At 73.3% G+C, this 11,610-nt stretch carries 12 protein-coding genes; 8 read left to right on the plus strand and 4 right to left on the minus strand.

Going from position 1 to position 11,610, the window contains the following annotated elements:
• Positions 1 to 9: 9 nt before the first annotated feature.
• Positions 10 to 945, minus strand: a complete 936-nt coding sequence (locus tag ABD52_RS21030; RefSeq protein WP_047892935.1) for an SDR family NAD(P)-dependent oxidoreductase — start codon at positions 943 to 945, stop codon at positions 10 to 12.
• A gap of 147 nt (positions 946 to 1,092) precedes the next feature.
• Between ABD52_RS21030 and ABD52_RS21035 the strand changes: the two genes are divergently transcribed.
• From ABD52_RS21035 to ABD52_RS21050, 4 genes are all read left to right on the plus strand, one after another.
• A complete protein-coding gene (locus tag ABD52_RS21035; protein ID WP_013475705.1) occupies positions 1,093 to 1,659 on the plus strand; it encodes a TetR/AcrR family transcriptional regulator in 567 nt (188 codons plus the stop codon).
• Positions 1,660 to 1,704: 45 nt separating this feature from the next.
• Positions 1,705 to 3,039 (plus strand): low temperature requirement protein A, encoded by a 1,335-nt coding sequence (locus ABD52_RS21040; protein WP_047892936.1) that lies wholly within the window; start codon positions 1,705 to 1,707, stop codon positions 3,037 to 3,039.
• An 82-nt stretch (positions 3,040 to 3,121) separates the two neighbouring features.
• The gene (locus ABD52_RS21045; protein WP_047892940.1) at positions 3,122 to 4,069 is read left to right on the plus strand and encodes an LLM class flavin-dependent oxidoreductase; all 948 of its coding nucleotides are present in this window, start codon (positions 3,122 to 3,124) and stop codon (positions 4,067 to 4,069) included.
• Between the two features lie 11 nt (positions 4,070 to 4,080).
• Positions 4,081 to 5,091, plus strand: coding sequence for an aldo/keto reductase (locus ABD52_RS21050; protein ID WP_047892937.1), 1,011 nt, complete (start codon positions 4,081 to 4,083; stop codon positions 5,089 to 5,091).
• A 28-nt stretch (positions 5,092 to 5,119) separates the two neighbouring features.
• Here the strand turns inward: ABD52_RS21050 and ABD52_RS21055 are convergent, their stop codons facing one another.
• The gene (locus ABD52_RS21055) at positions 5,120 to 5,668 is read right to left on the minus strand and encodes a PIN domain-containing protein (RefSeq protein ID WP_030273069.1); all 549 of its coding nucleotides are present in this window, start codon (positions 5,666 to 5,668) and stop codon (positions 5,120 to 5,122) included.
• An 11-nt stretch (positions 5,669 to 5,679) separates the two neighbouring features.
• Positions 5,680 to 6,150, minus strand: coding sequence for a helix-turn-helix domain-containing protein (locus ABD52_RS21060; protein WP_013475700.1), 471 nt, complete (start codon positions 6,148 to 6,150; stop codon positions 5,680 to 5,682).
• Between the two features lie 123 nt (positions 6,151 to 6,273).
• Here ABD52_RS21060 and ABD52_RS21065 point away from each other — a divergent pair, with 123 nt between their 5' ends.
• Positions 6,274 to 7,173, plus strand: coding sequence for a TIGR01777 family oxidoreductase (locus tag ABD52_RS21065; protein WP_030273071.1), 900 nt, complete (start codon positions 6,274 to 6,276; stop codon positions 7,171 to 7,173).
• 28 nt (positions 7,174 to 7,201) lie between these two features.
• Here the strand turns inward: ABD52_RS21065 and ABD52_RS21070 are convergent, their stop codons facing one another.
• A complete protein-coding gene (locus ABD52_RS21070) occupies positions 7,202 to 8,443 on the minus strand; it encodes a PHB depolymerase family esterase (protein ID WP_047892938.1) in 1,242 nt (413 codons plus the stop codon).
• Between the two features lie 173 nt (positions 8,444 to 8,616).
• Here ABD52_RS21070 and ABD52_RS21075 point away from each other — a divergent pair, with 173 nt between their 5' ends.
• The 3 genes from ABD52_RS21075 (at position 8,617) to ABD52_RS21085 (ending at position 11,542) form a co-directional block, all read left to right on the plus strand.
• The gene (locus ABD52_RS21075) at positions 8,617 to 10,428 is read left to right on the plus strand and encodes a hypothetical protein (protein ID WP_047892941.1); all 1,812 of its coding nucleotides are present in this window, start codon (positions 8,617 to 8,619) and stop codon (positions 10,426 to 10,428) included.
• A gap of 74 nt (positions 10,429 to 10,502) precedes the next feature.
• On the plus strand, positions 10,503 to 11,144 hold the full coding sequence (lipB, locus tag ABD52_RS21080) for a lipoyl(octanoyl) transferase LipB (RefSeq protein ID WP_030273076.1): 642 nt from the start codon (positions 10,503 to 10,505) through the stop codon (positions 11,142 to 11,144).
• A 5-nt stretch (positions 11,145 to 11,149) separates the two neighbouring features.
• Positions 11,150 to 11,542 (plus strand): VOC family protein, encoded by a 393-nt coding sequence (locus ABD52_RS21085; protein WP_013475695.1) that lies wholly within the window; start codon positions 11,150 to 11,152, stop codon positions 11,540 to 11,542.
• The last annotated feature ends 68 nt before the right edge of the window (positions 11,543 to 11,610 follow it).

Here is an 11,610-nt window from a genome sequence, read left to right on the forward strand (position 1 = left end):
TTCCGCGGGTCAGCCGCGCAGGTGCGCCTCGGAGACGGTCCAGAGCTGCTCGGCGGCCTCCGGATCCCGGGCGTACGCGGCCCAGCCGGTGCGGGTGCCCGGCTGGTTCGGCCCGGCCTCCTGGCAGTCCTCGAAGTACCGGCCGCCGACGCCGTCGAGCAGCGGCGAGGTGGCGACCAGCACCGAGGTCGCCGCGCCCTGCTCCGGGGTCTTGAAGGCGGCCGCGTTGCCGCTGCGCATCCGCGCCAGCTCCTCCTCGCTGATGTAGCGCTGGAGGTTGGTCCGGATCGCGCCCGGCATCAGCGCGTTGGTGTAGATGCCGTCGTCGGCCCAGCGGCGGGTCGCCTCCACCGCGAACAGCACGTTCGCGGTCTTGGACTGCCCGTACGCCAGCCACGGGTCGTACGGCCGCTGCCGGAAGTGGATGTCGGAGAACACCACCGGCGAGCGCAGGTGCGCCGCCGAGCTGACCGAGACGATCCGCGCGCCGTCGGCCGCGGCGAGCGCCGGGCGCAGCCCGGTGGCGAGCGCGAAGTGCCCGAGGTGGTTGGTCGCGAACTGCATCTCCCAGCCCTGCTCGGTGCGCATCTCGGGCGAGGCCATGATCCCGGCGTTGTCGACGAGCATGTGCAGTGGCCCGTCCCAGGTGCGGACGAACGCGGCCACCGAGGCGAGGTCGGCGAGGTCGAGCGGGGCGACCAGGATCCGGTCGTTGCCGGTGGTGCCGATGATGTCGTCGGCGGCGCGCTGTCCGGCCTCGGTGTTGCGGACGGCGAGTGTGACGTCGGCTCCGGCGGCGGCGAGCGCGCGGGCGGTCTCCACGCCGATCCCGGAGGCGCCGCCGGTGACGACGGCCCGCCGGTCGGTCAGGTCCAGGTCGCGGACCACCTCCAGGGCTGTGGTCTCGGCGGAGAACGGGGTGGTGACTGGTGTCGAGCTGGTCATGGTCCATCCTTGTCGACGGCGACGCGGACCGATGTCCGCCCGCTACGATGAGAAGCGGAGGATCCTCCGTTACTCCGCCAGCATAATCGGAGGGGGCTCCGGTTACCATCGTGCCGGGCCGGCGACCCGGTCGAGGGAGGAGTGCCCGTGCCCGACCGACAGCTGCGCGCGGACGCGCTGCGCAACCGGCAGCGGCTGCTGGACGCCGCGGTCCAGGCGTTTTCCCAGGACGGCCCGGAGGTAACGCTGGACCGGGTCGCCAAGGACGCCGGCGTCGGCATCGGCACGCTCTACCGCCACTTCCCGAGCCGGGAGGCACTGATCGAGGCGGCGTACCGCAACGAGCTGGAGAAGCTCTGCGACGCCGCTCCGGCGCTGCTCGCGGCCCAGCCCGCCGACGCGGCGCTACGCGCCTGGATGGACCGGTTCGTCGACTACCTCGCCACCAAGCGGGGCATGGCCGACGCGCTGCGGCTGGTGATCGCCTCCGGCGCCAACCCGTACGCGCAGAGCCGCGACCTGCTGCTCGCCGCGCTCGGGGCGCTGCTCGCGGCGGGCGCCGCAGCGGGCGTCGTACGCGCCGACGTGGCCGCCGCCGACGTGCTCGCCAGCCTCAGCGGGGTCTCCCTGGTGGCGGGCGAGCCGGACCAGCGTGCCCAGGCCGGACGCCTGCTCGACCTGCTGATGGACGGGTTGCGCCACCGGCCGGGCTGACCGGAATCGGCCCGCGGCCCGGACCGGCGCTGACAGACTCGGCCGGTGGGCTCGTACGGGTGGCGGGGACGCCTGGGGCCGGCCGTGCCGGTGGCCCCGGGCGCCCGGGTCGACCGGTTCGAGATCTTCTTCGACCTGGTCTTCGTCTTCTCGTTCTTCATCATCACCCGGGCCACCGCGCTCGAGGTGACCGGCGGGGCGCTGCTGCACGCCCTGCTGGTCCTCGCCGTGCTCTGGTGGTCGTGGGTGGTGCACAGCGTCGTCGCCACCCGGGTACGCCTCGGCGAGGGCTTCGTCCCGGTGCTCATGACAGTCGGCATGGCCGCGCTGTTCACGTTCGCGCTGTCGCTGCCGCACGCGTTCCGCGACCCGCGCGGCAACGAGGCCGGGCCGATGGTCGCGGCGCTCAGCTACACCGTCCTGCGGCTGGTGCACCTGCTGCTCTACCGGCACGCCGTCCGGGACAGCCCGAACGAGCGCCGGCAACTGATCCGGTTCGCCCCCGAGGTGGTCGGCAGCACCGCGCTGCTGCTGGTCGCCGCGCTGCTGCCGCCGAGGATCGACGACCTGTTCTCGGCGGCGGTGCTGCGGGACGTGCTGTGGGCCGGCGTCATCCTGCTCCAGTACGGCACCGGCATCCTCGCCGGCACGTGGGGCTGGGGCGTCGCGTCCGCCGAACACTGGACCGAGCGGTACGACCTCATCCTGATCATCGCGCTCGGCGAGTCGGTCATCTCCGTCGGCGTGGGCAGCAACCTGCTCGGCCAGCCGCCCACCTGGCCGGCCGTGGCGGCGGCGGTGCTCGGCATCTTCTTCACCGCCGCGCTCTGGTGGGCGCACTACGACATGGTCGGGCCGGCCGCCCGGATCGCCCTGCACGCCGCGCAGGACGGTCCCCGGGTGGCGATGGCCCGGGACGCGTACGCGTACCTGTTCCTGCCGATGATCGCGGGCATCATCCTGTTCGCGCTCGGCGCCGAGACGATCGTGCACGGGATCGCCGACCCGAACGTGCCGCCGAGCGAGCCGGCACACGGTCCGGGCGTGCCGCTGCTGTACGGCGGCGTGATCTGCTACCTGTGCGGCAACATGCTGTTCCAGCTGCGTACCCTGCGCACGGTGAGCTGGACCCGGGTCGGGACGGTGCTGCTGCTCGGCGTGGCCATCCCGGTCGCGGAGCGGGTGCCGGGGCTGGCCGCGCTGGGCATCCTGACCGCCCTCACAGTGGGCATGGTGGCCGTCGAGGTGATCGTCTTCGCCGAGGGCCGGCAGGCGCTGCGCAAGCTGGTCTTCGAGGAGCGCGCCAGCCACGAGGCGCACGAGGCGGCCTGGCGGGCCCGGTGGCACGAGCAACCCGAGGACCGCGACGCGAACGGATGAACGCCGCCGTGTGACGTTCGGCCGTCGGCAGAATCTGCGTGTGCGGGTGGCCGGCGGCGCGGCGTGCGCCGATGCTGAGGCGATGGCGACCTTCTCCGTACAGGCGCAGCCCACCGACGCGGCGAGCTGGACCGAGCTGGCCCGTACCGTCGAGGCGGCCGGCTTCGACGCGCTGTTCGCGGCCGACCACCCCGGCTCCTGCGCGTCGCCGTTCGTCGCGCTGGCCGCTGCGGCGGCCGTGACCAGCAGGTTGGGCCTCGGCTCGTACGTCTCCAACGCCGGCGTCCGCGAGCCGATCCTGCTCGCCGCCGACGTGGCCACCCTGGACGTGGTCTCCGGCGGACGGGCCCGGTTCGGCGTCGGCGCCGGCCACACGCCGGCCGAGTGGCGGGCTGTCGGGCGCGAGCGCCCGGACGTCGCCGGCCGGGTACGCCGCTGCGTCGAGGTGGCCGAGGCGGTCCGGGCGCTGCTGGCCGGCGACGAGGTCACCGTGGACACCGGGGACCTGACCGCGTACGCGGCACGGCTCGACCGGCCCCGCCCGGTCCAGGACCGGATCCCGCTGACCGTCGGCGCTTCCAACTCGACGCTGCTGCGCTGGGCGGGAAGGCACGCCGACGTGGTCGGCCTGGCCGGCTTCGGCCGTACGCTGCCCGACGGCCACCAGCACACCGTCCGGTGGCGGGCCGACCAGATCGAGGCGCAGCTCGCGCACGTGGCGGCCGGAGCGGCCGGCCGGGAGACGCCGCCGGTCCTGGAGGCGCTGGTCCAGCACGTCGCCGTCACCGACGACGCGGAGGCGGCCGCCGCCGGGACGGCCGCCGAGACCGGGCTCACCCCGGCGGAGGTGCTGGCCACCCCGTTCGTGCTGGCCGGGACGCCCGACGAGATCGTCTCGGCCGTGGCCGGGCACCGGCGCCGCTGGGGCGTCACCCGCTTCGTGGTACGCGCCGGGGCCGTCGACGCGCTCGCCCCGCTCCTGCCCCGGCTGGCGGGAAAAGAGCTGGACTTCGAGCACACTCGAAAGTGAACACTGGGCGCATGACGACGACACGACGGCTGGGCCGCAGCGGCATCGAGGTCAGCGCGATCGGTATGGGCTGCTGGGCGATCGGCGGCCCGCTCTGGGGCGGCACCCAACCGCTCGGCTGGGGCGAGGTGGACGACGACGAGTCGGTGCGTACCGTCCACCGGGCGCTCGACCTGGGCGCGACGCTGTTCGACACCTCCAGCAACTACGGCGCGGGGCACAGCGAGCGGGTGCTCGGGCGCGCGCTCGCCGGCCGCCGGGACCGCGCGGTCATCGCGACCAAGTTCGGCTATCCCACCGACGAGGAGACCCGCCAGGCGCTCGGCGAGGACGCCAGCCCTGACTACGCACGGCGCAGCCTGGAGGGTTCGCTGCGCCGGCTCGGCACCGACCACGTCGACCTCTACCAGCTCCACCTGGGCGGCCTGCCGGTGCCGCGGGCGCTGGACCTCGTCGGCACCCTGGAGGACCTGGTCGCCGAGGGAAAGATCCGGGCGTACGGCTGGAGCACCGACGACCCTGCCTCGGCGCGCGCCTTCGCCGAGGCCGGACCGCACTGCGCGGCGATCCAGCACGACCAGTCGGTGCTGCGGGACAACGCCGCCATGCTCGCGGTCTGCGCTGAGTTCGACCTGGCCGCTCTGAACCGGGGGCCGCTGGCGATGGGCCTGCTCACCGCGAAGTACCAGGATGCTCCCACCGCCCGGGGCGACGACGACGTGCGCGGCGTGGCCCCGGAGTGGCTGGACTGGTTCACCGGCGGCGTACCGCGCGCCGAGTGGGCCGAGCGGGTGGCCCGGGTCCGTGAGGCGCTGACCGCCGACGGCCGCACGCTCGCCCAGGGGGCGCTGGGCTGGCTGCTCGCCCGCAGCCCGCACACGCTGCCGATCCCCGGCTGCCGGACCGTCGGGCAGGCCGAGGAGAATCTCGGCGCGCTGGCGTACGGGCCGCTGCCGCAGGACGCGTTCGCCGAGGTGGAGCGCCTGCTCGCCGACCTGCGCACCGCCCCCGCCGACGCCTGACCGCCCGGGTCTCGCCGCGGGGGACGCCTCAGAGGTGTCGGCGGACCTCCGCGGCGAACCGGGGCAGGCCGGTGCGTCCCAGCAGTACGAGCAGACCCGGTACGGTCGTCGGCTCCCTGCGGTAGGCCGCTGCCTGCCGGTGCAGGACGTCGAGTGTCTGCCCCGGATAGAGGTCCAGCTGATCGAGCAGGAAGTCGTCCGGATGCACCGCCACGATGTCGAAGGACTTGAGCGACGGCTCGGGGAAGTCACCGACGTTGAACGTGACCAGCACCTCCGCGTTCGCCCGGACGGCGGCAGCCAGCACGTGCCGGTCCTTGGGATCGTTGGACATGCCGTCGATCAGCGACTCGTACCCGCTGACCATGGCGTCCGGAAAGGCTTCGGCCATCTGGCCGATTCGGCGGTCGACCCGCTCCTCCGCGATGCCTCGTACGATCAGGTTGCGTCGCAGCTCGTCCAGGACGTCCTTGGACCAGAGGGGTCGGTAGGCGGCGACCTCGGCCAGCCGCAGCAGGGTGTCGCAGAGATGCGCCGGGTAGAGGACGCAGGTGTCGAGAAACGCCGGGAACGCCACTCAGGTCACCCTCATCTCGTCCTGCGCGGTGTGGCCGTCGCGTCGTACAGGCCGTCTTCCTCGGCTTCGGCGGTCATCCGGTCGAGTGTCCGGCGGCGCGCCTGCCGGGTCCGCTCCTGGTAGTCGAGAACGTCCCGGAGCATGACTCGCCGGTGACGGCCGCGCATCGTGTACGGCATCTCACCCTCGGACAGCAACCGGACCAGCGTGGGCCGGGAGATGTTGAGCAGGTCTGCCGCTTCCTGGGTCGTCAGCATCGTGTTGTGCGGCGCGATGGAGATCGCGAGCCCTTCGGACAGTGCCGTCACCACGTCCCGCAGCACGCCGTACAACTCGTCGGGGATCTCGATCTCGGACCCGTCCGGCCCAACCAGCCTGGCCCGCGCGCGACCGCCGGCGCTCCGCAGTTCCTGCACGAACCGGGCCAGCTCAGCCGGGTCGTCCGGGGGAAGGACCGTACGTTCACGCAGGGCGTTGCTCATGACGCAAGCGTATCTCTATTCGAAAAAAACGCAACGCGTTTAGCGTGCGTGACCGGTGGGCGTGACGAGTGAGTGATTTCGCTCAACGCATCCGAATCGCGCCGCGTACTCGAAGATGTGAGCATGCGGATCCTCATGGCCGGCGCGTCCGGTTTCCTCGGCACCCGACTGGTCGACTGCCTCACCGCGGACGGCCACCAGGTCACCCGCCTGGTCCGCCGCCCGCCACGCACCCCCGTCGAACGGCAGTGGAACCCGTCCGCCGCACAGCTGGACCCGCAGTGTGTCGCCGACGCCGACGCGGTGGTGAACCTGGCCGGCGCGGGGGTGGGCGACAAGCGCTGGAACGACGAGTACCGGAAGGTGATCCGGACCAGCCGGGTGGACAGCACCACCACGCTCGCCATCACGATCGCCGGCCTGCCCGCCGCCGACCGTCCGACGGTGCTGCTGAACTCCTCCGCCGTCGGCTGGTACGGCAACACCGGCGACCGGACGGTAACCGAGGAGGCACCTGCGGGTGAGGGGTTCCTCGCCGATGTCTGCCGCGTCTGGGAGGCCGCGACCCGCCCGGCCGAGGACGCGGGCGTACGGGTGGTGCGCCTGCGTACCGGACTGCCGCTGCACCGCGACGGCGGCCTGCTCAAGCCGCAGCTGCTGCCGTTCCGGCTCGGCGTCGGCGGCAAGCTGGGCAACGGGCGGCAGTGGCTGCCGTGGATCTCGATGCGGGACTGGCTCGACGCCGCGAAGTTCCTGCTGAACCACGACGGCATCGCCGGCGCGGTGAACGTGGTCGGCCCGGCGCCGGTCACCAACGCCGAGTTCACCAGGGAACTGGCCCGCCAGCTGCACCGCCCGGCGATCATGCCGATCCCGGCGGTGGCGCTGAAGGTGGCGCTCGGCGGTTTCGCGCAGGAGGCGCTGACCAGCGCGCGGGTGCTGCCCGCCGTGCTCGACAAGGCCGGCTTCTCCTGGGCGCACCCGGACCTGGCGGGCGCGCTGCGCGCCGCCCTCTCCGAGTGACCGGCCGAGGGCGGCGCGACGCGGCGGATCAGCAGCCGATCACCCAGTACGCGGGCCCGGTCTGCTTCAGCGTGCTCTTGTAGAAGGTGTTGTAGAGGCCCATCCGCTGCCCGCTGCCGAGCGCGTAGGCGTAGCCACCGGACTGGTAGGCCCGCCCGGCCACCACGTGCGCGTAGTTGCTGGCGGTGACGCAGACCGGCGCGCTGGTCGGCGTGGGCGAGGCGGTCGGCGTGGGCGAGGCCGTCGGCGTGGGTGACGCGGTGGCCGTCGGGGTCGGGCTCGGCGAGGCGCCGCCACCGCCGAGCCCGAAGAAGACCGCGTCCCGGTACGTCGAACAGATGGTGTCCAGGAAGTACGCCCCGGCGGTGCCGCACTGGTCCGCGCCCGTACCCGGGTCGACGGGGGTGCCGTGGCCCATCCCGGAGACCCGGTAGAGGCGGACCTGGTCGGTGCCGTAGACCTCCAGGCTCGTGCCGGCCGGCAGCGTGGATGTGCTGGTCGGTGTGGTCGACACGCCCAGCACGTTCGTCCACTGGTCCCGCGACTCGGCGGCGTTCGCGGTCGCCACGGTGGTGTCGCTGGTGCCGTGCCAGATCGCCACCCGGGGGCGCTTGCCGGTGTACCCGGGGTACGCGCTGCGGACCAGGTCGCCCCACTGCGCCGGGGTCTTGTCCACGCCCGGGTTCATGCAGCTGAACGCGGTGACGGTGCTGGTGGCGCAGCGGTACGGGATGCCGGCGATGATCGAGCCGCCGGCGAAGACGTCGGGGTAGGCGGCAAGCATGGCCGCGCTCATCGCGCCACCGGCGGAGAGGCCGCTGACGTAGACGCGGGCGCCGTCGGTGCCGTAGGTGGTCTTGGCGTAGTCGACCATCTGCTTGATCGACAGCGCCTCGCCCTGGCCGCGTGCGGTGTCACCGGTCTCGAACCAGTTGAAGCAGGAGTTGGCGTTGTTGCCGCTGGGCTGCTGCGGCGCGATGAGCGTGAACTTCCACTGGTCGGCGTACTTCTGCCAGCCGGAGTTGGTGACGTACGTCGAGGCGTTCTGCACGCACCCGTGCAGCAGCACCACGGCGGGCGCGCCGGCGGGCAGGCCGTCCGGGCGGTACGCGTACATGGCCAGGTTGCCGGGGTTGGAGCCGAACCCGGTGACCTGGGTCAGCGAGGCGGCCTGGGCGGGAAGGGCGGCGACCAGCGCGGTGGCCGCGGCCAGCACGACCCCGGCCGCCGCCCCGGCGACGCGGGCGATGAGGGATGAGGAGCGGGGCACGGGGACCTCCCGATCGTGGAATGTGAACTGAGTCACCTCCGAGTTGCCGAGACGTTACGGCCGCGTTTCGTCACACCGGAATGGCCGCCGCTCACACATTCACGGTCACCGAAGTGTGCGGCGAGTTCCGTGTCCGGGCGGTCTGCCCAGGTCCGGTTGGTAACGTCCGCTGCGTGCCCTCCTCCCCGTCCCCGGCCGCCGGCCCGGCGCCGACGCGCGTCCGCGACCGGCGCGCCGACCTGCTGGTCACGCTCGCCGCGCTGGCCCTGGCCCTCTGGGTGACGAGTGGCATGTGGCGGGATCCGAACAGCCGCGCGATCACCGTCAACTCCAGTGACCAGGCGCTGTTCGAGTGGCTGCTGGCGTTCGGCGGGCACGCGCTGACCCACGGGCAGAACCCGCTGTACACCACCTTGATCAACGTCCCGGACGGGGTGAACCTCGCGGTCAACACCTCGATCACCGTGTACGCGGCGGTCTTCGCGCCGCTGACGTACCTGATCGGGCCGCCCGCGACGTTCCTGGTGATCCTCACGCTCAACCTGGCCGCGACGGCGGTGGCCTGGTACTGGCTGCTCAGTCGGCACCTGGTCCGCAGCCGGCTGGCCGCCGGGGTGGGCGCGCTGTTCATCGCCTTCTGCCCGGCGATGGTGTCGCACGCCAACGCGCACCTGAACTGGACCGCGGGCTGGCTGGTGCCGCTGCTGATCTGGGGCGTGTTCCGGCTGCGCCGGCCGGGCCGGGCGGTCACCGGCGGGATCGTGCTCGGCCTGCTGGTGGCTGTCGCGTTCTCGATCGCCGCCGAGGGGCTGTTCTTCACCGCGCTGGCGCTCGGCGTGTTCCTCGCGGTGTGGGCGCTGCACCCGGCCCGCCGGTCCGAGGTACGCGCCGCGCTGCCCCGGATGGCGGCCGGGCTGGGCGTGACAGCGCTCGTCGCCGGGGCACTGCTGGCGTACCCGCTGTGGCTGCACTTCCTCGGACCGCAACGGTTCCACGGCACCGGGTTCGACCCGTTGATCCACTCCGAGGACATCGCCGCGTACGGGTCCTATCCGCGCCGGTCGCTGGCCGGCTGGGCCGGGTGGGGCACCTCGCTCGCGCCCAACCCGACGGAGGAGAACTCGTTCTTCGGCGTACCGCTGCTCCTGCTCGCCGCCGCCTGCTTCGCGCTGCTGTGGCGGCGCGCGGACCGCGCGTTCCGGGCCACCCTCGCGGCGCTCGGGGTGACCGCAGTGGTCTTCGCGGTGCTGTCGTGGGGGCCCACTGTGAAGTGGAACGGCCGCCGCTTCGACCAGACGCTGCCGTTCGGGGTGCTGGACAACCTGCCGGTGATCAACGCGGCGTTGCCGTCCCGGCTGGCGCTCGTGGTCGCGCCGGTCATCGGTCTGCTGCTTGCGTACGCGATCGACTCGCTGCGTGCCCGGCCGCCCCGGCGCCGGGTGAGCGGGCTCGCCTGGGCGCTGGGCTTCGCCGCGGCGCTGCTGCCGCTGGTGCCCACGCCGCTGCTGACCAGCGTCCGCGAGCCGATCCCGCAGTTCATCACCAGCGGCGCCTGGCAGCGTTACGTCCCGCCCGACGGGGTGCTGACGCCGCTGCCGCTGACCGTGGACGTCTACCCGGACGGGCAGCGCTGGCAGGCGTACGCGCTCGCCCACCGGCAGGGTGAGTTCCGGATCCCGTCCGGCTTCTTCCTCGGGCCCGGCGGGCCGGAGGGCCGGGGCCGGATCGGCCCGGTGCCGCGCACCTTCGACTCACTGATGGACCAGGCGGGCCGGACCGGGCTGGTGCCGATCATCACCGACGGCAGCATCCGCGAGTCCCGGGCGGACCTGCGCTACTGGGGGGTCCAGGCGGTGGTGCTGCCGGACCGGGTGCACGGCGCCAAGTTCGACGTCGACGAGGAGGCGCTGCGGCGCACCGCCACCGCGCTGCTCGGCCCGCCCGAGCGGGTGGAGGACGTCTGGCTGTGGCGGGTGCCGGCCTGACCGTCGCCGTGTCCCCCGCGATGGCGACGAGGCTCACGGGTCCGGTTCCCGGAGGGCGGGACTAGGCTGGACGGGTGAGCGTGACGACTTCCGGGCTGACCGCCGTCCGCGCAGGCCTGCTCGACTACCAGGCCGCCTGGGACGAGCAGCGCCGGCTGCACGAGGCGGTGGTGGCCGGCGAGCAGGGCGACACGGTGCTGCTGCTGGAGCACCCCAGCGTCTACACCGCCGGCAAGCGCACCGAGCCGTGGGACCGGCCGATGGACGGCACCCCGGTGGTGGACGTGGACCGCGGCGGGAAGATCACCTGGCACGGTCCGGGGCAGCTCGTCGGCTACCCGATCGTCCGGCTGCCCGACCCGGTCGACGTGGTCGCGTACGTCCGGCGCACCGAGCAGTTGCTGATCGACGTCTGCGCCGAGTTCGGGCTGTCCGCCGGCCGGGTCGAGGGACGCAGCGGCGTGTGGGTGCCGGAGGACGACCGGGGGCCGGCCCGCAAGGTCGCCGCCATCGGCATCCGCGTGGCCCGCGGCGTCACGCTGCACGGCTTCTCCGTCAACTGCGACTGCGACCTGGGCTTCTTCGACCGGATCGTGCCCTGCGGCATCCGCGACGCCGGGGTCACCTCGCTGACCGCCGAGCTGGGCCGGCCGATCACCGTCGCCGACGTGCTGCCGGTGGTCGAGCGGCACCTGCCGACGCTGACGCAGGTCTGAGCCCGGTGCGGCTCGACCTGGTCACGCTCGTCGTGACCGAGTACGACCCCGCGATCGCCTTCTTCACCGAGGTGCTCGGGTTCGAGCTGGCCGAGGACAAGCCGTCGCTGACGAACGACGGCCGGCCCAAGCGCTGGGTGGTCGTACGCCCGCCGGGCGGCGGCACCGGCCTGCTGCTGGCCCGCGCCGACGGCGAGCACCAGGCCGGCGCGGTCGGCGACCAGACCCACGGCCGGGTGGGCTTCTTCCTCCAGGTCGACGACTTCGAGGCGGTGTACCGCCGGATGGTCGACGCGGGCGTCGAGTTCGTCCGGCCGCCCCGCACCGAGCCGTACGGCCGGGTCGCGGTCTTCCGCGACATCGCCGGCAACTCCTGGGACCTGCTCGGCCCGGCCTGACCGCTCGGCGGCGCGGTGTGCGACCGGTCCGGATCGCCGCCCGCCCAGGGCCACCGCCCGCCCAGACC

This window comes from Micromonospora sp. RV43 (assembly GCF_001029515.1).
In the GTDB taxonomy this organism is placed as follows: Bacteria; Actinomycetota; Actinomycetes; order Mycobacteriales; family Micromonosporaceae; genus Micromonospora; species Micromonospora aurantiaca.

What these genes read in the sequence shown, in the direction of transcription:
- ABD52_RS21030 (WP_047892935.1), bottom strand. Translation starts at nt 945, where the DNA reads ATGACCAGCTCGACACCAGTCACCACCCCGTTCTCCGCCGAGACCACA.
- ABD52_RS21045 (WP_047892940.1), top strand. Translation starts at nt 3,122, where the DNA reads ATGGCGACCTTCTCCGTACAGGCGCAGCCCACCGACGCGGCGAGCTGG.
- ABD52_RS21050 (WP_047892937.1), top strand. Translation starts at nt 4,081, where the DNA reads ATGACGACGACACGACGGCTGGGCCGCAGCGGCATCGAGGTCAGCGCG.
- ABD52_RS21060 (WP_013475700.1), bottom strand. Translation starts at nt 6,150, where the DNA reads ATGAGCAACGCCCTGCGTGAACGTACGGTCCTTCCCCCGGACGACCCG.
- ABD52_RS21065 (WP_030273071.1), top strand. Translation starts at nt 6,274, where the DNA reads ATGCGGATCCTCATGGCCGGCGCGTCCGGTTTCCTCGGCACCCGACTG.